Source organism: Streptococcus cristatus (assembly GCF_008369405.1).
GTDB classification, from domain to species: domain Bacteria; phylum Bacillota; class Bacilli; order Lactobacillales; family Streptococcaceae; genus Streptococcus; species Streptococcus cristatus_G.
Window position 1 is genome coordinate 353,007 of sequence record NZ_VSJJ01000001.1, and the last position, 22,978, is coordinate 375,984.

Below are 22,978 nucleotides of genomic sequence, written 5' to 3' on the forward strand. Positions count from 1 at the left end.
GCTCTTAGATTGGATTTTTTGAAAGCTGGATAACTTTGACAAGTCTTTAAGTCAGATTTCCAAAAATTAATTTGCAGCAGTTTCCAAGACTTCCGCAAAGATTACAAAGCCTTTTGGTAAGATATGAAGATGCCCGTCCGATATTTGGCAATGACTTGCTAAAGTTGCAGAATCACTCTCTACAAGATAATTTTCTCCTGATTGGTTAAAAATTGCTCGGACCTTTTGACCATCATAATTCCATTCTAGAACTAGCACATCCGGCTTGATTTCTTCTAGACTATATTTCCCATGCTGAATAATGTCTGAGACACTCTTGCGAAGCTGAATCAATCTCTTCATGAAATCGAGCATCTCATTGCTGTCGGAAACACGTTCCCAAGGCATAACACGACGGCAATCTGGATCTGGCCCTCCGTCTAATTCTAACTCGGTTCCATAGTAGAAACACGGTGTTCCCCTTTGTAAAAAGAGGCAGGCAAGGGCAGACTTAACAAGCTGGGTATCTCCTTTGGCCGTTGCCAAAATGCGCTCCGTATCGTGCGAATCCAAAAGATTGAACATCACTTCTGAAATCTGCTGTCTATAATACATGGACTGGCCATTGATCTCATCGATAAATTGACTAGTCTTCTTAGCCCCACGCAAGAAATAATCCTTGATACTATCAGAGAGAGGATAGTTCATAACTGCGTGGAATTCATCGCCATTTAGCCAAGGCTGAGAAGTGTGCCAGACCTCACCAAGAATATAAAGGTCAGGCTTTTTAGCCAAGACAGCCTTACGGAATTCTCGCCAAAACTGGTGGTCGACTTCGTTGGCCACATCCAGCCGCCAAGCATCGATGTCAAACTCTTCAATCCAGTAGGTCGCAACGCTCAACAAATAGTCCCTCACTTGAGGATTTGCTGAATTGAGCTTGGGCATATAGCTCTCAAAGGCAAAGGTATGGTAAGGAAGCTTTCTTGGATTTGCAAGCTTATCCTTTGTCACTGGGAACTCTTGAACATGGAACCAGTCTTTATAAATGGAATCTTGACCGTTTTTGAGGACATCCTGCCACTGTGGAGATTGATCTCCGATATGGTTAAAAACAGCGTCCAGCATGATTTTCATGCCGCGCTGATGGGCTTGCTCCACCAGTTGACGGAAGGTTTCCTTGTCTCCAAAATGACGGTCAATTTCGAAATAATCCGTCGTATTGTACTTATGATTACTTGGGGATTCAAAAATCGGACAGAGATAAAGACCTGTAATGCCCAAGTCTTGCAAGTAATCCAGATGGTCAATAATTCCCTGTAAATCTCCACCAAAAAAATCTTCACTTTTAGGCGTAATCGACGAATCCCAAGCTAGCGCTCCTTCTGGCGAAATCTCAGGATTGCCGTTGGCAAAGCGTTCTGGGAAAATCTGATACCAAACCGTCTCTGCTACCCAGTCCGGTACATGACAAGCATCAATCTCATGGATATAGGGAATTTTAAAACCATTTCCTTCGTAATGAAGGTTTTCTAGCGTGTTTTCAACACAACCCTTATCGCCATATAAGATACTCTGGCCTTGCTTATCCCTAATCTCAAAGAGATACTGGAGTCGCGCGTAACCAACTGAAACCTCCACCTGCCAATAATCAAACAAAGCATCGGAGGTGACCTTGACCATTTCCTTGCTGTCCTCATAATGATCCTCCATAAAGATAAAAGGATCTCCATAGTGCAAGGTAATATTCTCAATATCTCCCCTTTTCGTCCGAATGCGAATGTGCATTGTCTTATCTTTATAAAGATAAGCATACTCCGACTCTGGCCTGTGGTAAATAGCTGATAATTCCATATTTTCTCTCCTAGATGTCTCTGTATAAACTCATCGCCACTTTATGCAAACGATTTCAAAACATAGCCCTAGTATATCACTTTAAAAAAACGATTGCAAGGTGTGGGCTAGTTTGTGAGCAGGAGCTTATCTAAGAAAGTTAAAAAGCCTTGGAGATAAGGCTTTTACTAATTAGATTTTTTAAGAAGATTATTCTATACTTACATGAACCATATTACGCAAGAAATGTATGCGACAGTTATTAGTTCTATCCTAGAGTGACGTCCAGGGTTAAGTAGATATTTTACATATGAAACATTAGAAAAACAATACCTGTTGTATTGGCCAGAATATGCGATAAGGTTGTAATCAAACAATTTTTAGTCTTTTTATAAATAACGGAATAGATGATGCTATCAATAAAAATCATCAAAACATCATAGCTAACAAGTTCAAAACTTCCACTAGCAATATGGGCTACCGCAAACAATAAAGACGACACAATAGCACAAAGCCAAAATGGAAGAATTGTCATTGACTTACCAAGAAAGAAACCTCGCCATGCGATTTCTTCTCCTAAGGCTGCAATTATTACTTGAACCATAAGTAGTGGCATTTTATCAAAAGATAACATAGAATCCGTTCTTCCAACAATATGACTGGTGAACGCACCCTTAAATACCAAATCGCCAATAATTAACGTTGCTACAGCGGTTCCTATCGGGAGTAAAACCAAAATAATTACCCCTTGTTTTTAAAGAAAGTTCAGGTATTATCTTTGTCAAAGACAATACTGCCATTAGAAACAAACCAATGATTGTAGTATATACAGACTTTTTATCTATTTTAGCAAAATTAGGCATAAATATTTCTCCTTGACGTTAGTAGGGCGACATGGTTATTCTTTTGTCTTGAATTGTCAAATTAAGTGCACAATTCAAGACTTAAAAAACTTTCGCCAAAAGGTTTCTAGGGTTTCACGAGCAAACTTACACACTCAGCAGTTTGCTGTTATTGTATCATCACACTCTACGACATCTATCGAAGCATGAGCAAATTATCTACTTCTACTTCGCTGATGCCTCAGCTCGTACAAGCAGTGATACTGCTTCAACATGATGCGTCTGCGGAAAGATGTCAACTGGCTGGACTTTCTTTAGTTCGTAGCCTAGCTCTTGATAAAGTTTGATATCACGCGCCATAGTAGCAGGATTGCAGGAGATATAGACAATCCGCTGGGGCTCCATGCTGACACTAGAAGTGATAAAGCTTTCTGTCAAGCCCTTGCGCGGCGGATCGACTAGGATGACATCCGCCTTGATTCCTTGATCCAGCCAAGTTTGGATGGCTTTTTCTGCAGGAGCGCAAACATAAGTGGCGTTGGTGATGCCGTTGAGCTCCGCGTTTCGCTGACTATTTTCCACGGCCTCAGGAATGACCTCTACTCCATAGACCTGCTGGACTCGGTCAGCCAGCGACAGACCTATGGTGCCGATACCCGAGTAGGCATCCAGCACAATATCTTCTTTTTTAAAATCAGCAAAGTCAAAGGCCGTCTGATACAGCTTCTCTGCCATCTCAGTATTGACTTGGTAAAAGGCTGGCGCAGCAATCTGGAACTGCTTACCCAGCATGCTGTCAGTGATAAAGTCTTGACCGTAGAGAGTCCGAAATTCCCGACCGAAAATGGCATTGCCCGGCTGGTCGTTGATATTTTGCATGATAGACTTGATTGCTGGGAAGGCCTCTATCAAACGCTCAATTAGCTGCTCCACTCGGAAAATCTTAGGCCGACTGGTCACCAAAATGACCATAATTTCACCCGAATAATGACCACGGCGAACAACCAGATTACGAATCAGGCCAGTCCCTTCCTTTTCATCGTAAGGCTTGAGGTCGAAACGACGCAGCAAGTCACGTACAAAAACGATAACTTGATCGATAACTGGATCCTGAATATAAAAGTCCTCAATCGGCAGAAGGTCATGGGAATTTTTACGGAAAAATCCGGTTTCCAGCTGTCCATTGACACGGCGAACTGGCACCTGAGCCTTATTGCGGTAGGCCAGTGGATGAGCCATACCCAGTGTCTCCAGCACTTCCACTTCCGAAATACCCGCGATTTTATAAAGGCAGTCCTGCACCTGCTTGCCTTTAAAAGCCAGCTGGGCTGGGTATGCCAAGTGTCCTAAATCAGCAATTCCAGTCCGCAGATAGGCCAAATCGACATGCTCATTGCGCTGGTCAGACTTTTTCAAAAATTCCTCAACTCGGCCGAAGCCGATTTTTTTATTGACCTTGAGGACGCGCATGCGAATCACTTCACCTGGCAGGGCATTTTCAACGAAAAAGACGCGGCCGTCTACCTTGGCTACACCTGCTCCCTCATGACTGAGATCCACAATTTCTACTTCAATAATATCGTTCTTTTTTAACATTTCTTTACTTTCTAATCCATCCTGCGCCTTACTGCAAACATACTAAGGCAGAAAATCGCAGATGATTTTGATGTTTATTTCTTTCTTCCTATTGGAAAATTTGTTCACATTTCTGCTCTGCTATTTTCCAAAAAGAAAGGGAAGAGACAAAATCTGCCACTTCCCATTATATCATAAGAGCCCTATCTTAAGCCCATTTGGTGCAGTCTTTCTTTGTAAGCTTCAAAGTCAATCAAGAGCCCTTGACCGCCATACATGTCATAGGTATCCGTCCAGTCGCCTAGTTCTGGTACAGTGAGGCGCTCTATCCCATTGCGTGAATCAAGCACCAAGGATAAGCCTTGTGACCAAATAAAACTCTGAGGTACATTGGTCGAGGTCAAAGCAAAAACTTTTCCTAATGCTTCAGATCCTGTAAAAAGCTTGGTAGGGTCTTTTATCTGCTGCATGATAGCAGTCAAGACTTCTTGCTGGCGGCGTGTCCGTCCAAAGTCACCCTCATCGTCCTTACGGAAACGGGCATAGTTTAAGAGCGTTCGACCATCCATGTGCTGGCGGCCAACTTTGATGGTTTGAGTAGGAACCACTCCATCTTTCATGTTCAAATCATCTGGAACTTCCACTTCTGTAACTTTTTCGCCATCAATGGTCGAAAATTTAGCATCCATGAATACACCATTTGGAAAGAGGGTGTCAATTGCAGTCGCAAAGGTGTTAAAGTCCACTAGAGCATAGTATTTAATGTCAATATCGAAGTTATCTTTCAAAGCTTGACGAACTGCCTCAGCTCCACGATGATTGTCTTGTTCACCAAAAGTATAGGCGGAATTCAATTTTTGATCATAATAATCATCATCCGTCGGCTCCGTGTAGGAATTGCTGACGCCGTCAATATGAATCAAGGTATCACGCATAAAGCTGACCAACTTCATTTTATGGTCTTTATTGCCAACGTTCAAGACCATAATTGAATCAGTCCGAGTCTCCGTTGAATTTTCTCCAATTCGGCCATCCGTCCCTAAAACAAGAATATTGATCCCATCTCGAGCATCATGCCCATCAAAGTATTCAACATCAGCTGCTTTAAGATTTCCTGGTCTCGCTGTATTTAAGCCTTTGAAAAACATAAAGAGCATACCAGAAACAACCAAAACCACAAAAATAAGGAGCCACATCAGCACGCGCTTAGGACGAATTTTTTTGTAGGTTCTCGGAGGTTTCTGAGTTGATTTTTTCGCTTCTTGCTTTAAAGAATTGCGGGAATTCTTTTGGCTTCTGCTAAGAGAGCCTTTACCCGGGTATTTGGGTAACAAACCGGATGAGTCCGTCTTCGAATCCTCTGGAGAAGCCTGCACAGTTGCCTTTGCAGATGCCTTTCTAGATGTCTCTTGCGCAGTATCTGGCCGTCCTTTCGACTTTTGGCGGAGGTAATTATACTCCTCTTTTTCGTGTTCGTTAAGATAGTAATAGTTTGTATGGAGATAATCCAGCCTTAACTGCTCGTGTCGACTCAGATTTTCTGTTTCTCTCATCTCTGCTCCAATCTATAATCCTGAATTTGAAAAACGGGATAACTGCCTATAATTTTAAAGGTGATACCAAGTGTAGTAAGCTCTTGGTAAGCAAAATCCACTAATTCTTTCCGTTCATTATCAATATCAATAATAAAGAAATATTCCCCTAGGGCTGTTTTAAGAGGGCGGCTTTCAATCTTTGTCAGGTCAATGCCACGCCAGGCAAAGGTTGATAAGGCCTTATACAAAGCACCAGGCAGATTGTCTGGCAAAGTCAGAGCCAAACTCTGCTTTTCCTCTTGCTTTACAAGCTTAAGAGCAGGGGTGGTTTGTCCTAAAATCCAGAAACGAGTAAAATTTTCCTCCATTTCCTGAATATCTTTGGCCACCACTTGCAGACCATACTCGACTGCCGCAGTCCGCGGTGCAATAGCGGCGAAGGGTTGGTCAGGATGCTCAGCCACAAAACGAGCCGCATAGGCTGTACTAGCTGTAATTTCAATCGCTGCTTCTGGATAATGCTGGCGAATATAGCCCTTCCCCTGAGCAAGCGCCTGAGGATGAGAAAAGACCTTCTCAATGGGCTTATCTAAGCTAGTCGCCAATAATTGCTGCTTAATGGGCTGAACAATCTCTGCCACTGCTTGAATCTCAGCTTGATGAAAAAGATAATCCAAGGTCTCATGGACGCTTCCTTCAATCGAATTTTCCACGGGAACAACCGAATAATCCACCTCTTTCCCTTCATAAGCCTTCATCACTTCTGTGATATTTTGGTAGGGCACCAAGTCTGCTTGGGGAAAGGCTTCTTGGGCAACATGATGGGAAAAGGAGCCCTTGGGTCCTAAAAATGCAACTCTCATTGAATTTCCTCAATAATTTCTTGTGGCGTTTTTCCTACCACGTCAATTGTTTGTGTCGCGACCGCCTCATAGAGAGCCTGCCTTTGTTCAAAAATCTCCTGCAAATCTGCCTTGCTCTTGGTCAGATACAAGGGACGCTGATTTTCCTGATCTTGCTCAATCCGACGAAAGAGGGTCTCAAAGTCAGCTTTCAGATAAATATTTTGGAGATTTTTAGCTAATAAATCACGATTTTGGGGACTCAAGACGACGCCTCCTCCCGTAGAAAGGACGACATCCTGCTGTATACACTCAGCCAAGACTCCAGCTTCAATTTCCCGAAAGGCTGGCTCGCCGTATTTAGCAAAATACTCTTGGATGGACATGCCGATTTTTTGGACAATCAGCTCATCCATATCCAGAAAATCTGCTGACAAGGCTCTCGCAATCGTTGATTTTCCTGCTCCCATGAAGCCAAGTAAAATCTTAGCCATTCACTAAGCCCTCCAAGTCTGAGAAGAAGCTAGGATAGCTGGTATTGATAGCCTCTGCCCGCTCCAGCTCCACCTGTCCATCCGAAACTAACAGGGCCGCAATGGCTGCCATCATTCCAATACGATGATCGCCAAACGTATTGATGCTTGCACCATGAAGAGGCGTTTTTCCATCGATAATCATGCCATCTGCTGTAGGGGTAATGGCTGCTCCCATACTATTTAAGGCATCTACGACAACCTGAATCCGATCGGTTTCTTTGACCTTTAACTCCTCGGCATCTCGGATCACCGTCCTGCCTTCAGCTTGGGTGGCTAAAAGGGCAATAATCGGAAGCTCGTCTATCAAGCGCGGAATAATCTCTCCGCCAATCTCCGTTCCCTTCAGCTCAGAAGTCTCAACGGTAATCGTGGCAGATTTGGCCACTTCATCTATATTAGAAAGGGTCATCTTGCCGCCCATTGCCTTGATAACATCAAGAATCCCCGTCCGAGTTTCATTGATTCCAACATTTTCAAGGACGATTTTGGACTGGGGCATAATCAAGCCTCCAACCAGCCAGAAGGCTGCGCTGGAGATATCACCCGGCACTCTCACTTCTTGTCCAGTAAAGGTCTGACCACCCTGCACACGAATTTCCTTACCCTTGACCTCAATTTGACCGCCAAATTGGACAATCATATCTTCTGTATGGTTACGGGTGATTTCCTTTTCAATAATGACCGACTCACCTTGAGCCTGCAAGGCCGCAAAAATCAAGGCCGACTTGACCTGAGCGGAAGCCACTGGCAACTGATAATGAATAGGCTTTAAATCTTTTCGGCCATGGATGTGAAGAGGCGGTAAATCTCGTTCTGTCTGCCCCCAAATATCCACACCCATTTGACTAAGAGGCAGGGTTACCCGATCCATCGGACGTTTGGACAAACTATCATCCCCAAACATCTCTGCTGCAAAGTCCTGACCTGCCAAGACACCTGAGATCAAGCGGATGGAGGTTCCTGAATTGCCCATATCTAATTTATTGTTCGGCGCCTTGAGGCCATCAAAACCAACACCGTGGATTTTGACAGTCTTTCCATCATCTTCAATCTTGACGCCTAAATCACGAAATACTTGCATTGTAGAAAGGACATCTTCACCTCTCAAAATATCGTGAACCACTGTAAGGCCCTTGGCCAAGCTCCCGAACATAATCGAACGGTGACTGATGGATTTGTCGCCCGGTACACGGATACGACCATTCAAACCTTTTGCCTTTGTTCTTAACTTCATAGATGCCCCTTTCAATTTGCTACTAACTTCTATTTTATCATAAAAATAGCAATTTTCTAAAAATTTATTGTATTCATTCCCACTTCTTAGTCTTTTTTGCCTTTTCTACATGATAAAAGAGGCTGCGACAATCATCTCTCAGCCTCCCTTTATTCCTCGTCAAAACCACGAGATTGCTAGATTCTTGCTCTAGTCAATCTCTGATTTAGCCATTATTTGTGTCCTAAATGCTTATCAATCTCATCCATAATCCGCCCCATGACATAGCTAATCTGCAGATTGCGACCAATCAAAATGGCCCAGAAAATAGCCATCAGATAGTTCTCAGACATGATTGCTTCATTAAAAAAATATGTTTCTAGAGCTGTAAAAGCCGCCATTACTATAAATTGTCGTCTATTCATTCTTCCATTATAGCATGAAAAACCATAAAAATCTAAATTCAATCATCTTGCACGGTGATTTTTTCCGCTAGAAAGTCAAAGCCTTCCGGTATCAAGCTTTCTTCCTGCTTTTCAGCTGCTTCTGCTTTATTGCTACGACTTCTAGCTGAAAATTCTGCCCGTATCTGAGTCCAATCCTCTAGTGAAATAGCCAGAATATCTGGTGAAAAGCCAGCAGCATTACTGAGCAGATTTCCAAACATGGTATTGAGATTTTCTCTTTTCATGGTTTGCTCAGCATTGAAATGAGACTCAAAAGCCAAAATAGCATGGTTTTCATTGGCTGCAACTGGCTGCGAACCAATGAGCAGTGCCTTGTCAGCTCCTGCCAGACTCTCTATGATTTCACCCCAAGCATTTTGCAGCTTAGTCAAATTGCTGCGAGCCAAATCAGGATTTTCCACTGCCTCCTCCAAGATGGCATTGACCTTATTGCGGTCTACTCGATAGGTATTAGCTTTTTGAGGTCGTGCCTCTGATTTCTTAGCTGCTGGAGATGGCTGACTGCCGACAGTGGCTAATTGCTGCTTGAGCTGCTGGATTTCCTGCTTGAGATTAGACAGTTCTTCCGCCAAGTTATCAGGAATCTGATCTAAGCTTGCTTTTTCCTCAGCCAGTCGAATGGTCATCATCTCTGTATAAATCTTAGGCTGCAGGCTATTTTTGATATCGGCTAGACTCTTGGTCGCCATCTCAATCATGGCAAAAAGAGTCTCCTGCGGTGTCTTGAGATTTTCCAGAAAGAGCTCGCTGGCATGATGATTTTCCCCACCAGTTTTGACAATGATTAAGTCACGCAAATATTGTAGGAGGTCCGTCACGAAGCGAGCCATGTTTTTGCCGCTGTCAAAAATCAGATTGAGGTTATCCAAGGCTGCTACTGCATCATGAGCAATCAAGGCAGCTACGTAGGCATCCAAGGCTCCCAAACTGATAGAGCCAGTGATTTCTTCAGCAATGTCCGTTGTCAAACGATTTTCCTGAGTTAAGCTAAGAGCCTGATCGAGGATAGACAGGGCGTCCCGCATACCACCTTCCGCTTGACGGGCAATAATCTGCACACCTTCTTGCTCAAAATCAATGCCTTCCTGCTCCAAAATCCACTCAATATGGCTAATAATGTCCTGTGTCTTAATAGACTTAAACTCAAAACGCTGGACGCGGGAAAGAATGGTCGCTGGAATCTTATGTAGCTCTGTCGTCGCTAGGATAAAGACCACATTTTCCGTTGGCTCTTCCAAGGTCTTGAGCAAGGCGTTAAAAGCCCCAGTTGAGAGCATGTGCACCTCGTCGATGATATAGACCTTGTGCTTGGCCAGACTAGGCGCATAGGTGGACTTGTCCCGAATATCACGAATCTCATCTACCCCATTATTAGAAGCTGCGTCGATCTCAATGACATCTTCAAGACTCCCCTCAGTGATGGCCTGGCAGATATAGCAGTCATTGCAGGGCTCACCATCCTTTTGATTAGGACAGTTCATAGCCTTGGCAAAAATCTTGGCAACACTGGTTTTTCCTGTTCCACGTGGACCAGAAAAAAGATAGGCATGGCTGATTTTCCCTTGCTCAACAGCCTGCCGCAGAGTGGTCGCTACTACCTGCTGCCCCACCAGCTGACCAAAGGTCTGACTGCGGTATTTCCGATATAAAGCTTGATACATTAGGCTTTTTCTCCAAACATTTCAAAATTCCAAGTCGTTTTTTCAAGCAAAATCTGGACGAACTTTCCTAGATATTCCTGATCTACTTTATCATAATCACCCGTCAAGGCTGAGTCCAAATCCAGCACCCCCAGTAGGCGACCGTCTTTTACCATGGGCACCACAATCTCGCTCTTAGCACGGCTATCACAGGAGATATAGTTGGCATGCTGGGTCACATCTTCTACGATAATCGTCTGTTTTTTCTCAGCTGATTCCCCACAGACACCCTTGCCTAGCGCAATATGGACACAGGAAACACCACCTTGAAACGGTCCCAGAATCAGCTCGTTCCCATCATATAGATAGAAACCTGTAAATACCGAATGAGGAAGGGCTTGATTGAGCAAGGCGCTCGCATTAGAAAGATTGGCCAAAGCATTGGTCTCGCCATCCAGCAAAGCTTCCAGCTGAGCCAGTAAAAGTTGATAATTTGAAATTTTATCTTTTGTGTTCATAGAGTCTATTATATCAAAAAGCCGGTCTTTCAACCAAGCTTTTCTTTAATTTTGTTATCCAAAAATTCATCAATCAGTCTATTTACAATATCGGGTTGGTCGGTATTAGAATTATGTCCCGCCTCATCAATCCATTGAACAGACTTCCCAGTATTTCTTTCATAGGCCTTCAAATATCGTATGCACGACCCTGCACGATCTTCTTTTCCACATATAACCAATTGTGGGCATTTCACTTCATAAGGAAGCTTTTTCTCTACTGCTTCTGAAAAAATCTTATATCCGTATCCTGCAAGACAAGCATATCTTTCTTGATTTCCGTCATAAACCATCATCATATTATACATCAGTTTTCTTCCATAGGCTGTTGTTGATACGCTTTTAGGGCCTGATTTCAAAAGAGCTTTCCATGGATAGATTCTATAAATTGCCTCCATATTTTTTAAGAGCCACAACTCCATAGCTGTATAATAGTTCCTTTGCAGGGAAGGTGAATCAATCGTAACAAGACCTTTTAATTTCTCAGGAAAAAGTTGAGCATAAACCTGTCCTACATATCCTCCCATTGACTGACCAATTACTATTGGATTTTCTATTCTCTCTTTGACAAATATTTCATCCAGCCAAGTTGCTAAATCAAATAAAGTAAAATCGAGACAAAATGGATAAGATGACGCGTGTCCAGGTGCGTCCCAAACCAAGACTCTATATGTATCTTTAAAATATTCTATTTGTTTTTCAAATAACCTATGGTCAGCAGTTAGCCCAGGTAAAAAGATAAGAACTCTTTGGGATGATTCATCACCATCATTTGTCCAGTAATGAATTATTCCACTTGGTGTTTCATAAATTTTTTCAATCAAAGTTCAACACTCACATTCTAATTGGTTTAGTATAGTTTATCTCAATTTATTCCTATAAGAAAGGCAAGCTATACTCAAATCATCTGTTTACAGCCAACCCATAAAGCGGATAAGGTACATATTTAGTCGCACCTGCCGTGAATAGTAGTAATTTCCACCATTGATATAAAGCTTGGGGCCATAAAAAATGGAAAGTACATTATAGTATGAATAGGTTTTTCCAGTCACATTGCCAAGACTTGGAGCAACCACTTCTTTTGAGTATTTTTTTGCTAGCTCGAGCGTATTCTCACCGCCATTTTGCGCCACATAGTCGATATAGGCCTGACCAAAATTGTAAGCCTGAACCGCAGTCCAAACATCTACCTTTTTCTCGCTGGCCAGCTCTAGATTGTCCGATAAGGTCTGAATACCTTGCCGGACACTTTCTTTATTGTCTGTAATCGAATTGATTTCGCCTGTTGCACTCTCACTAGACTGCATGAGGTCGCTGTTTCTCCCCTTGGTTTCGGTGTAAATCATAGCCAGAACCAACTCTTCATTGGCTGCAGTGTCCTGTTCCGCTAGCACTTCTCTAACCAAGTTTTGATAGGTCATGACTTGCTTGACATCACGATGGACTTGATAGCCTTTAAGCGCAATGGCAGCCAGAATGATGACCAAAATCAATCTTCTGATAAATTTAAACATTATTTACTTTGAATATCCTCGATATTTTTGATGAGAATAGAATAAGTTCCGTTATCATTCAGGATAAATTCCACGGATTCAGCATCCTGATAGACATTATTGGGAACGATCAGTTCTATTCCATTAGAGAGGGACAATTTTTGATTTTCGAACTTCTTTTTCTGGCGACTGCTGTCAATCTCGTCAAACTTGATTGGCTCTGGTACAATTTCCTTGACCTGGTCGATAAAGGTAAGTCGGGCAGTCAGATTGCTGTCAAACAGTTCGTCCGCCAACTTTTCTGGAGACAATTCGTCATTTTCTTCCAGATTTTTGAAAATACTGGATTTGACCTTGGACTGGAACTGAAAATCGTCTTTGTTAAAACTTTCAGCAATCTTTTGAGCCGTTTTTTCCAGCGTTTTGATGGATTTTTTTGGTGAGATCTTGGGACTGACCTGCAAGAGATTGTCAGAAAAATAGTTGAGAAAGGCGCCATTGTACTTGATGCGCTTTTCAATCAGATGGTACTTACGAGACTGGAGATTGATGACCAGAGCCTCGTCCGCACCCGTACCAAAGCCAGGCAAGTTGTTCTGTGTCAGCTTGATAGGATTGTCCACCTCGCCACCCAAGTGAGTCAGGGTTTCCCGCAGAGCAATCCGCAGAAAAGCAAAGTGCTCCACCCCTTCTTTCTCAAACTGAACGAAAATCAAATCGTTGGTTTTCTGGTTCTCACTGACCGAAAACTCTTCCTGCCAAAGCTTGACCACTGTCACGGGTGTTTCCAATAAGTCGTCCGAAAGCTGGGCTAAAAAGACATTATTAGGTTCAAAAATGCCTGTTTTAGCATCGTCAGAATAGACCCGCTCGATTTTCTTACGCAAGTATTCTTCAATCTTTGGAGTGATATTAAGAAACTTATCCGCCAACAGCAAGTCCGTATCAGCTGGGCTGAATTGATGAATGATGGCCTTCTTTACATAAATGTCCATCTTAGTTCAAACCTTCATAGAGGGGAAAAGCATCCGTCAATTCGCGAACTTCCGCCCGAACTTGATTGAGCACCGCTTCGTTTTCAGCGTTTTCCAGAGCTTTGATAATGAGCTCAGCTACCTTGATACTTTCTGAGACACCAAAGCCTCGAGCTGCAATAGCTGCTGTACCGATACGAATACCGCTGGTTTTAAATGGTGACAAGGTCTCGTAAGGGATGGAGTTCTTATTGAGGGTAATATTGACTTCATCCAAGAGGTTTTGAGCCACTTTCCCATTTTCTACAACCTTAGTAACATCTACCAAGAAAAGGTGATTTTCAGTACCGTCAGAAATCACGCGGAACTTGTCATGTTGACGGAAGACTTGCGCCATGGCTTGGGCATTGTCCAAAATCTGCTGAGCATAAACCTTGAAAGCTGGATCTAGCACTTCTTTAAAGGCTACAGCTTTGGCCGCAATGACATGCTCCAACGGTCCACCTTGAATGCCTGGGAAGATAGCTGAGTTAATTTTCTTAGCCAATTCTTCATCATTTGTCAAAATCAAGCCTCCACGAGGTCCGCGCAAGGTCTTGTGGGTCGTCGTTGTTGTGATGTCCGCATAAGGTACAGGGCTCGGATGGAGACCTGCAGCAACCAAACCAGCAATGTGAGCCATATCGACCATAAGCTTGGCACCGACCGCATCCGCAATTTCACGGAATTTTGAAAAGTCGATGATACGAGAGTAGGCTGAAGCCCCTGCCACAATCAACTTAGGCTGTACTTCCTTAGCTTGCTGGAGGATGGCATCAAAGTCCAGTAATTCTGTTTCTGGGTCAACACTATAGGATACAAAATTGTAGGTTTGGCCAGAGAAGCTTACTGGAGCACCATGGGTCAAGTGACCACCAGCAGACAAATCCATGCCCATCACTGTATCACCCGGCTCAATCAAAGCCATATAAGCTGCACAATTGGCCTGACTGCCTGAGTGAGGTTGAACATTGGCGAATTTAGCACCAAAGATTTCCTTAGCGCGCTCAATTGCCAAACTCTCCACTACATCCACCACATCTGTACCACCATAGTAACGACGACCTGGGTATCCCTCAGCGTATTTATTGGTCAAAATAGAACCTTGAGCTGCCATAACAGCTTTAGAAACGACATTTTCTGAAGCAATCAACTCGATATTATGTTGCTGGCGCTCTTCCTCATTGGCAATGGCATCCCAGAGTTCTTTGTCAAATGCTTTGTAGTCTTCTTGGTCAAAAATCATAAAGTGTCTCCTTCTTTTGAGAAAATAGGGCGCTAGGCTCCTAAAAGTTAAAATGTTATATCACTTACTTGGGCGAGAATATCCTCGCGGGTAATGGCTCCTTGGCGCAAAATACGTGCCTTTTCTCCAGACAAATCCAGAATGGTCGAATCCTGACCTGTCAAGGATGCATCATCTTCTACTCCCGAGACTTGCTCTTGAAAATCCAGCATAATCTGCTGGAAATCAGTTCCACTAGCTTTTCCAGAGAGATTGGCGGATGGGCCAATCAAGGGCCCGTACTTCCGAATCAAGTCCAGCGTAACTGGATGCTTGGGAATCCGAAATCCTACGGTTTCCATACCAGAGTTAATCCAAGCAGGCACTCGGTCATTGGCTTGGAGGATAATCGTCAGTGGTCCAGGTAGAAAGGCGTGATAGAGTTTTTCTAGATAACTGGGCTGGTTCTTAGAAAAACGGTAAACTTCTTCCAAGCTAGCCACATTGAGATTGAGAGCCTTGTCACGAGGTCTTCTTTTTAATTCGTAGACTCGCTCAACTGCCTCTTCGTTCAAAGCTTGGGCAAAGAGGCCATACACCGTTTCCGTAGGCAGGACGACCGCTCCGCCTGTTGCTAAAGTCTGTTCTATCTTATCCATTGTCCATCGCCACCATTCTATCTTTGCCAAATTGATCTTTCTGTACTCGGATTCGTTTTTGCGGGAAGGTTTTTTTTAATAATTCCTTGACGCCGACTCCTTGCTTGTAACCAATTTCCAGATAGATCTTTCCTTTTTCTGTGAGATGCTCCTCTGCCTGCTCGGCTATTTTCCGATAGACGGCATAGCCATCCTCCTCCGCGAAGAGGGCCATGTGAGGTTCAGAAACTAGAACGTTGAGTCCAACTTCGTCCTTATCCGCTTCTGAAATGTATGGCGGGTTGGAGACAATAATGTCAAATTTTCCTTGAATTACATCCAAGCAATCAGATTGGACAAAAGTAAGATTGAGGCCACAGGACTGAGCGTTTTCTGCTGCCAAGGCAAGAGCATCTTGAGAGAGATCAGAAGCAGTAATCCGCCAGTCTGGACGACTATTTGCCAGTGCCAGAGCGATGGCCCCGCTCCCCGTTCCGATATCCAAGACTGACAAGGATTTTTCGGGATTCTCCGACAAAATCAGCTCCACCAGCTCCTCCGTCTCAGGCCTTGGAATCAATACCCGCTCATCTACCTTGAGAGTCAAGCCGTGAAAATCACTATTTCCAATAATATACTGGGCTGGCTTATGAGCAAGCAGTTGCTCTTGAATCGCTTTTAGCTGGTCACGGTCTTCCTGACTAACCTCTAACCGAAGCTTGAGAACAAAGTCAGTAAAGGAGAGGTCATTGAGTGCCCGATAAACGAAAGACAGGCTTTCCGCTTCTTCTCCCGCTGCTACTAGCTCCTGCTCTAACTCAGCCAAATATTGAGCTAATGTCATTATTTATTCAGCTCTTCTAGTTTTTGCGTTTGGTCATAGAGCACCAGGGCATCTACAACTTCGTCCAATTTACCAGACAAGATGGTATCTAGCTTCTGCAGGGTCAAGCCGATACGGTGGTCTGTGACACGATTTTGTGGGAAGTTATAAGTACGGATACGCTCTGAACGGTCACCAGTACCAATGGTTGACTTACGCTCCGCATCTTGCTCGTCCTGGGCAATCTGGGCAAAGTGGTCAGCCACACGCGCACGGATAATTTTCATGGCCTTCTCACGGTTCTTCTGCTGGGTACGTTCTTCCTGCATTTCCACCTTGATATTGGTTGGCAAGTGAACGATACGAACGGCAGTCGCAACCTTATTGACGTTCTGTCCACCAGCACCAGATGCGTGGTAGATGTCAACACGAAGGTCTTTTGGATCAATATCGTATTCTACTTCTTCGATTTCTGGCATGACTAAAACGGTAGCTGTCGAAGTATGAACACGGCCTTGGCTTTCTGTCACAGGGACCCGTTGTACACGGTGGGCGCCAGACTCATACTTGAGTTTAGAGTAAACAGACTGACCAGAAACCATAGCCACTACTTCTTTGAAACCACCGACACCGTTCATGGATGCTTCCATGACTTCAAAGCGCCAGCCTTGAGCTTCCGCATACTTTTGATACATGGTTAGCAAATCTCCAGCAAACAGTGCTGCTTCGTCACCACCCGCTGCCCCACGAATTTCAAGGATGATGTTCTTGTCATCGTTTGGATCCTTTGGAAGAAGCAAGATTTTCAGCTTTTCTTCGTATGCTTCTTTTTCAGCCTTGGCATCCTTAAGCTCTTGCTTGGCCATTTCTTCCAAGTCCGCATCTCCGCCTGATTCCTTAATCATCTCTTCAGCATCGATGATGTTTTGAAGGACTTGCTTGTATTCGCGGTAGGCTGTCACCGTATCACGAGTAGAAGCCTCTTCTTTTGAAAGCTCCATAAAACGCTTGGTGTCAGATACCACATCCGGGTCACTGAGTAATTCTCCAAGCTCTTCATAGCGGTCTTCCACTGCCTGTAACTGGTCATAAATATTCATCTTTGTAATCTATCTCCTTGATTTTCTAATTCATTCTACTTAATGGGTGGATTGAAATAATGCTTGCGGCATACAGAAATATAGGTCTCATGGCCACCGATTTTAATCTGTTCGCCATCATAGACAGGTTTCCCGTTATCCGTCCGCAAAACCATGGTTGCCTTTTTAGAGCAATATTGGCAAATGGTCTTGATTTCGTCAATCTTATCAGCCAAGAGCAAGAGGTGCTTGGAACCTTCAAACAGTTCATTGCGAAAGTCATTTTTCAGACCAAAAGCCATGACTGGAACACCCAGCTCATCCACCACTCTAGCCAAATCATAGACATGATGGCGTTTCAAAAACTGAGCCTCATCAATCAAAACGCAGTAAGGCTTTTCAGGCAGACTTTGAATATAGCCAAAAATATCTGTCTGGTCCTCGATTGCCATCGCAGCTCGCTTCATGCCGATGCGGCTGGAAACAACGCCAAGGCCATCACGTGTATCAACAGCCGAGGTCATGATAACCACGCTTTTCCCCTGCTCTTCGTAGTTGTGGGCCACTTTCAAAATTTCAATCGTCTTGCCCGAATTCATTGTGCCATATTTATAATATAACTGAGCCATTTTATATCTACATTCTCTCTAAGTATTGTCTTTCTAGGACTTCCAGCTTTATCCATAGACTCGGCTGGAAAGACCGACTGTACTTCCTATTATTTTACCACAATTCACCTCTCTTTAAAACCTAATTTATGATAAAATAAGATTAGCAAAAGAAAAGGAGAAATCATATGCCATTTGTCAGAATTGATTTATTTGAAGGACGTACCTTAGAACAAAAGAAGGCTTTAGCCAAGGAAGTCACAGAAGCCGTTGTCAGAAATACTGGCGCACCTCAGTCTGCTGTCCATGTCATCATCAACGACATGCCAGAAGGCACTTACTTCCCTCAAGGTGAAATGCGAACAAAATAAAATCAAAAAGGCTGAGATACTTTTCTCAGCCTTTTGATTTTATAATGAAAACTCTCAGCGGCGCTTCTTTTGGATATAATTCAATCGTAGTTGGTAGAGAATTGCGCTCACGACCAAACTTGCAATCAGTCCAATCCAATAACCATAGGGTCCCAAGTCCGTAGCATAATCTAAAAACAAGCCCAGAGGTAAGGAAACGCCCCAGTAAGCCAGCAGCCCCAAGTAAAATGGAGCTTTCGTATCCTTGTAGCCTCGCAAAATTCCCTGCAAAGGAGCGGCAATCGTATCAGCCAATTGGAAAAAGAGGCTAAAAGTCAGAAAGATTGAGGTCAGACGAATAAACTCTGGATCAGAGCCATAAAGACTAGCAACCTTATCTCGAAAAATATAGAGAAAAATCAAGGTAAAGACCGCAAAAATGGATGCCACAATTCTACCCAAAGTGCAGTATTTCTTCACATCGTCAATTCTTTCAGCCCCTAGCTCATAAGAGACAATGATGGCCATAGCTGTGGAGATACTCATAGGGAAAGCATACATAAGAGTAGAAAAGTTCATGGCAGCCTGATGGCTAGCGATAATCAAAGAAGAAAATTTTGACATCACTAGTCCGACGATTGAAAAGATGACAACTTCCGCAAAGACTGTCCCTCCTATTGGCAAACCTAAGCGAAAACCTTCAGCCAAACCAGCTTTGCTCAAGGGACGAATTTTCCAGAGTTGGTACTGGCGGACTTTAGGATGTTTGATGGCCAGTAATAGTGATATGACTAATGAAACCCAATAAGCTAAAGAAGTGCCCAGTCCCGCACCAGCTCCGCCCATTTCTGGAAAACCAAAAGCTCCATAAATCAAAACATAATTGAAGCTGGCATTCAAGGGTAAGAGCAAGAGCATCAAATACATAGAAAGCCGAGTCAGCCCCAAAGCATCCAAGAGAGAGCGAATAACGCTAAAGAGCAAGAAGGGAATGATGCCGATGGACAAGTACCAAAGATAATGCTGGGCCACATCTTTTACCAAAGGGTCTAATCCTAGACGCTGCAAAACCAAAGGGGCACCTAAAAATACCAGCGCAAATAAAATCAGTGATAGAGCTAAAGAAAGATAGATGAACTGATAAAAATCTGAGGCAATTTTTTCATCTTTCCCCTGTCCCAAATGGTGACCGATAATCGGAACCAAGGCAGACACAATCCCCGTCAGAAAGGAGAAAAATGAACCCCACAGACTAGTCGCCATAGAAACCCCTGCCAGATGCAAGGTATCGTATTGGCCCGTCATGGTTGTGTCAACAAAGGAAGCCGAGAAATTTGCCAGTTGGTAAATCAAGATGGGAAGAAAAATTGAAACAAACAAGCTCAGGCGTTGTTTCAAATGATAAGTTTGATACATGTTAGGTTCCTTTTTTTAATCTTCCTTTACTATACTACAAGCCAGCTCAATAGTCAAAAGAGGCTGGGACAAAAGTCCTAGCCTCTCAATTGTCTTTGGATTGTCGAGCAAGACGCAGTGGTTGAGTGGGCTCTACTAGGCTGATTTCATCAGCTTTTACAGCCCTACTCAACTGTGCGGAGGTGGGACGACGAAATCGAATTCTAACGAATGACCGATTTCTGTCCTACTCTCTTTCTTATTTATTTTTTCGATTTAGGATAGCGTTTAGGACAATAGCAATCAGACTGGCCATGACAATTCCGTTTGAGAAGAACATCTGAAGGCTGGTCGGTAGGCTGTTGAAAAGGCTGCTACCATTGAGGCCGACACCTGCTGAGATAGAAATCGCTGCAATGAGGAAATTATGCTCACTGTGCTCAAAGTCAACACGCGCTAAGATTTGCATCCCCTGAACGGACACAAAACCAAACATAACTAGCATGGCACCACCAAGGACTGGACTTGGAATAATCTGTGCCAAGGCTCCGAATTTTGGCAGAAGACCGAGAAGAATCAGGAAGCCAGCCGCATAGTAAATCGGCAACCGCGTTTTGATACCGGATAATTTGACCAAGCCAACATTCTGAGAAAATCCTGTGTAAGGGAAGGTATTGAAGACACCACCCAGCAGGACCGCAAGTCCTTCTGCTCGATAGCCATTTCGCAGGCGGGTACTGTCAATTTTATCTTTGGTAATGTCAGAAAGTGCCAAGTACACCCCTGTTGACTCTACTAAGGAAACCGTTGCGATGATACACATCATCACGATAGAAGAAAATTCAAACTTTGGTGCTCCGAAATAGAAAGGGGTTGGCACATGGACCAGCGGAGCCTGTGCGACCGGCGTTAAATCTACCAAGCCCATGGCTCCAGCAATGCCCGTTCCGACAATCAAACCAATTAAAATAGAGATGGATTTGATAAAACCTTTGGTAAAAATGTTAATCAATAGAATGATCAGTACTGTCACAGCTGCTAGCATCAGACTTTGGGCGGTCGGCTTGTCTACGTTATTTCCCATATTGCCAATGGCTACTGGAATCAAGGTCAAGCCAATGGTCGTAATGACCGAACCAGTCACAACTGAAGGAAACAGATTGGCGATTTTTGAGAAAATCCCAGCGATCAGAACAACATAAATCCCTGATGCAATCAAGGCACCAAACATAGCGCCACTTCCATGGCTCTGCCCAATGATAATCAAAGGAGCAACGGACTGGAAGGCCACGCCCAGCACGACTGGCAAACCGATACCAAAATATTTATTTAGCTGGAGTTGCAAGAGAGTGGCAACACCACACATGAAAATATCGGTCGAAATCAGATAGGTCAATTGCTCAGCCGAATAACCCAAAGCCCCAGCGATCATAATCGGCACCAAGATGGAACCTGAATACATAGCCAACAAGTGTTGCAAACCTAAAACGGCTGCCTGTGAATGTTTTTCCTCGTTATAGTTCATTTTATAGATCTGCCTCTCTAAATACAACTTTCCCATTTTCGAATCTGTCAATTCGAGCCAGCGAAAGAACGGTTTGTCCTTGCGCTTCTAGCAAGCTTCGACCATCTTGGAAGGATTTCTCAATCACGATTCCAATGGCTGCTACCTCAGCGCCCGCTTCTTCAATGATTTTAATCAGGCCTTTAGCTGCCTGACCATTTGCCAAGAAATCATCAACGACCAGAACCTTGTCACTTGACTCCAAAAACTTACTAGCGATGGAGACAGTCGAAGTGATCTGCTTGGTAAAGGAATATACTTCCGCTGTTAAAATTCCTTCAGTCATGGTGATGTTCTTAGACTTTTTAGCAAAAATCATTGGAACACCCAAAGCTTCTGCCGTGTAGACAGCCGGTGCGATCCCAGACGCCTCAATCGTCACAACCTTTGTAATGCCTGCATCCCTGAAATGCTCAGCAAATACTTGCCCGATTTCTTTCATAAGCGAAAAATCGACCTGATGAGTCAGGAAAGAGTCAACTTTGAGAATATTTTCTCCTAAAATGTTGCCATCCCTCAAAATTCTTTCTTCTAATGTTTTCATGTATCTCCTCTTAACATATCTTGGTTCGATGATGAAAGGACCTGCCACGATAAGCAAGTCCTTTCTGTTAATGACAAATAGCCTGATAATAAAAGTATCAGAAAGTCATTAGGCTCACTTATTGTTAGATGTTTGGCATCTTGTAGAGACCTTGCCCCAATCATTAGCAAGATAAATAAGTTATTCTATTTAATTAATGGGCATCGCCATTCCAGATGGAATTTTTGACGATGACATAGTCCACGCGAGTCAGGCTATGCAAGTCACGACCACCAGCATAGGAAATTGAACTCTGCAAATCCTGCTCCATTTCAGTTAATGTGTCTTGCAAGTGTCCCTTAGCCGGCAGCAAAATCTTCTTGCCTTCGACATTTTTATAAGCACCTTTTTGATACTCGGATGCAGAACCATAGTATTCTTTAAACTTATCGCCGTCTACCTCGATGGTTTCACCTGGGCTTTCAATGTGGCCTGCAAAGAGCGAACCAATCATGACCATGCTGGCTCCGAAGCGGATCGATTTGGCAATATCGCCATGTGTCCGAATTCCACCGTCTGCAATAATAGGCTTGCGGGCAACCTTTGAACACCAACGAAGCGCAGACAACTGCCAGCCGCCCGTTCCAAATCCTGTCTTGACTTTGGTAATGCAGACCTTGCCTGGTCCGATGCCAACTTTGGTCGCATCTGCGCCAGCATTTTCCAGCTCCCGCACAGCTTCTGGAGTCCCAACGTTCCCTGCAATGACAAAGGTCTCTGGCAATTCTTTCTTGATGTGTTGGATCATTTTAATCACACTGTCTGAGTGTCCATGCGCAATATCGATGGTAATGTATTCAGGTGCATCATCTTTAAGGCTACTAACGAAGTCATACTCATAGTCTTTCACACCGACAGAGATCGATGCAATCAGTCCTTGCTCATGCATTCGTTTAACGAATGGTTTGCGCCCTTCCTCATCGAAACGGTGCATAATGTAGAAATAGCCTCCTCGAGCAAGCTCTTCAGCGACAGATTCGTCAATAATCGTCTGCATATTGGACGGTACGACCGGCATCCGAAACGTATGTTTACCAAATTTCACACTGGTGTCAGCCTCTGAACGGCTTTTCACAATACATTTCGCTGGAATTAGTTGAATATCTTCATAGTCAAAAATCTGAAAATCATTGAGCATAGAAAACTCCTTATCAATACAAAAAATGACCTACCTATGCTCTTCAGCAT

At 43.6% G+C, this 22,978-nt stretch carries 22 protein-coding genes, 1 pseudogene and 1 riboswitch; of the genes and pseudogenes, 1 reads left to right on the plus strand and 22 read right to left on the minus strand.

Translation table 11 applies throughout. The features are described 5' to 3' along the window. Positions 1-66 precede the first annotated feature (66 nt). From FXF62_RS01890 to FXF62_RS01975, 18 genes are all read right to left on the minus strand, one after another. Complete coding sequence (locus FXF62_RS01890; protein WP_149517441.1) at positions 67-1,833, minus strand: glycoside hydrolase family 13 protein; 1,767 nt, start codon at positions 1,831-1,833, stop codon at positions 67-69. Between the two features lie 283 nt (positions 1,834-2,116). Then, the gene (locus FXF62_RS01895) at positions 2,117-2,548 is read right to left on the minus strand and encodes a CPBP family intramembrane glutamic endopeptidase (protein WP_262881570.1); all 432 of its coding nucleotides are present in this window, start codon (positions 2,546-2,548) and stop codon (positions 2,117-2,119) included. Between the two features lie 331 nt (positions 2,549-2,879). Beyond that, complete coding sequence (gene rlmD / locus FXF62_RS01900; protein ID WP_149517442.1) at positions 2,880-4,250, minus strand: 23S rRNA (uracil(1939)-C(5))-methyltransferase RlmD; 1,371 nt, start codon at positions 4,248-4,250, stop codon at positions 2,880-2,882. Between the two features lie 182 nt (positions 4,251-4,432). Continuing rightward, on the minus strand, positions 4,433-5,782 hold the full coding sequence (locus tag FXF62_RS01905; protein WP_149517443.1) for an LCP family protein: 1,350 nt from the start codon (positions 5,780-5,782) through the stop codon (positions 4,433-4,435). Beyond that, the gene (gene pheA, locus FXF62_RS01910; RefSeq protein ID WP_149517444.1) at positions 5,779-6,627 is read right to left on the minus strand and encodes a prephenate dehydratase; all 849 of its coding nucleotides are present in this window, start codon (positions 6,625-6,627) and stop codon (positions 5,779-5,781) included. The genes FXF62_RS01905 and pheA overlap by 4 nt, the downstream gene beginning before the upstream one ends. After that, positions 6,624-7,100 carry a shikimate kinase gene (locus FXF62_RS01915; RefSeq protein ID WP_149517445.1) on the minus strand — a complete coding sequence of 159 codons (477 nt, stop codon included), beginning with the start codon at positions 7,098-7,100 and terminating at the stop codon, positions 6,624-6,626. The genes pheA and FXF62_RS01915 overlap by 4 nt, the downstream gene beginning before the upstream one ends. After that, entirely contained in the window at positions 7,093-8,376 is a 1,284-nt protein-coding gene (gene aroA, locus FXF62_RS01920; RefSeq protein WP_149517446.1) for a 3-phosphoshikimate 1-carboxyvinyltransferase, read from the minus strand. Before aroA ends, FXF62_RS01915 begins: the two co-directional genes overlap by 8 nt. A 212-nt stretch (positions 8,377-8,588) precedes the next feature. After that, positions 8,589-8,780, minus strand: a complete 192-nt coding sequence (locus FXF62_RS01925; protein WP_125379726.1) for a DUF3272 family protein — start codon at positions 8,778-8,780, stop codon at positions 8,589-8,591. 38 nt (positions 8,781-8,818) lie between these two features. Next, the gene (gene dnaX, locus FXF62_RS01930) at positions 8,819-10,483 is read right to left on the minus strand and encodes a DNA polymerase III subunit gamma/tau (RefSeq protein WP_149517447.1); all 1,665 of its coding nucleotides are present in this window, start codon (positions 10,481-10,483) and stop codon (positions 8,819-8,821) included. Next, entirely contained in the window at positions 10,483-10,980 is a 498-nt protein-coding gene (locus FXF62_RS01935; protein ID WP_149517448.1) for a GAF domain-containing protein, read from the minus strand. Before FXF62_RS01935 ends, dnaX begins: the two co-directional genes overlap by 1 nt. 29 nt (positions 10,981-11,009) lie before the next feature. Continuing rightward, complete coding sequence (locus tag FXF62_RS01940) at positions 11,010-11,843, minus strand: alpha/beta fold hydrolase (RefSeq protein ID WP_149517449.1); 834 nt, start codon at positions 11,841-11,843, stop codon at positions 11,010-11,012. Positions 11,844-11,930: 87 nt separating this feature from the next. After that, positions 11,931-12,533: a lysozyme family protein gene (locus FXF62_RS01945; RefSeq protein WP_149517450.1), complete on the minus strand. Its 603-nt coding sequence runs from the start codon at positions 12,531-12,533 to the stop codon at positions 11,931-11,933. Beyond that, on the minus strand, positions 12,533-13,507 hold the full coding sequence (locus tag FXF62_RS01950) for a nucleoid-associated protein (RefSeq protein ID WP_149517451.1): 975 nt from the start codon (positions 13,505-13,507) through the stop codon (positions 12,533-12,535). Before FXF62_RS01950 ends, FXF62_RS01945 begins: the two co-directional genes overlap by 1 nt. A gap of 1 nt (position 13,508) precedes the next feature. After that, positions 13,509-14,771: a serine hydroxymethyltransferase gene (glyA, locus tag FXF62_RS01955; protein ID WP_149517452.1), complete on the minus strand. Its 1,263-nt coding sequence runs from the start codon at positions 14,769-14,771 to the stop codon at positions 13,509-13,511. A gap of 47 nt (positions 14,772-14,818) precedes the next feature. Beyond that, the gene (locus FXF62_RS01960) at positions 14,819-15,409 is read right to left on the minus strand and encodes an L-threonylcarbamoyladenylate synthase (protein WP_149517453.1); all 591 of its coding nucleotides are present in this window, start codon (positions 15,407-15,409) and stop codon (positions 14,819-14,821) included. Next, positions 15,402-16,232: a peptide chain release factor N(5)-glutamine methyltransferase gene (gene prmC / locus FXF62_RS01965; RefSeq protein WP_149517454.1), complete on the minus strand. Its 831-nt coding sequence runs from the start codon at positions 16,230-16,232 to the stop codon at positions 15,402-15,404. The genes FXF62_RS01960 and prmC overlap by 8 nt, the downstream gene beginning before the upstream one ends. After that, on the minus strand, positions 16,232-17,311 hold the full coding sequence (gene prfA, locus FXF62_RS01970; protein WP_125446900.1) for a peptide chain release factor 1: 1,080 nt from the start codon (positions 17,309-17,311) through the stop codon (positions 16,232-16,234). The genes prmC and prfA overlap by 1 nt, the downstream gene beginning before the upstream one ends. 35 nt (positions 17,312-17,346) lie before the next feature. Next, on the minus strand, positions 17,347-17,919 hold the full coding sequence (locus FXF62_RS01975) for a thymidine kinase (protein WP_015604737.1): 573 nt from the start codon (positions 17,917-17,919) through the stop codon (positions 17,347-17,349). 161 nt (positions 17,920-18,080) lie between these two features. Here FXF62_RS01975 and FXF62_RS01980 point away from each other — a divergent pair. Continuing rightward, positions 18,081-18,269 (plus strand): annotated as a pseudogene (locus FXF62_RS01980) (4-oxalocrotonate tautomerase); the annotation flags it as partial. Between the two features lie 54 nt (positions 18,270-18,323). On the opposite strand, the gene FXF62_RS01985 reads toward FXF62_RS01980, so the two are convergent. The 4 genes from FXF62_RS01985 to guaC all read right to left on the minus strand — a co-directional run bounded on the left by FXF62_RS01985 (position 18,324) and on the right by guaC (position 22,928). Further along, positions 18,324-19,664, minus strand: a complete 1,341-nt coding sequence (locus FXF62_RS01985) for an MATE family efflux transporter (RefSeq protein WP_149517455.1) — start codon at positions 19,662-19,664, stop codon at positions 18,324-18,326. 238 nt (positions 19,665-19,902) lie between these two features. Then, on the minus strand, positions 19,903-21,168 hold the full coding sequence (locus FXF62_RS01990) for a nucleobase:cation symporter-2 family protein (RefSeq protein ID WP_149517456.1): 1,266 nt from the start codon (positions 21,166-21,168) through the stop codon (positions 19,903-19,905). Between the two features lies 1 nt (position 21,169). Beyond that, entirely contained in the window at positions 21,170-21,751 is a 582-nt protein-coding gene (locus FXF62_RS01995) for a xanthine phosphoribosyltransferase (protein WP_149517457.1), read from the minus strand. Between the two features lie 101 nt (positions 21,752-21,852). Continuing rightward, positions 21,853-21,950, minus strand: a riboswitch (purine riboswitch). Next, on the minus strand, positions 21,945-22,928 hold the full coding sequence (gene guaC / locus FXF62_RS02000; RefSeq protein ID WP_149517458.1) for a GMP reductase: 984 nt from the start codon (positions 22,926-22,928) through the stop codon (positions 21,945-21,947). It overlaps the preceding riboswitch by 6 nt. Between the last annotated feature and the right edge of the window lie 50 nt (positions 22,929-22,978).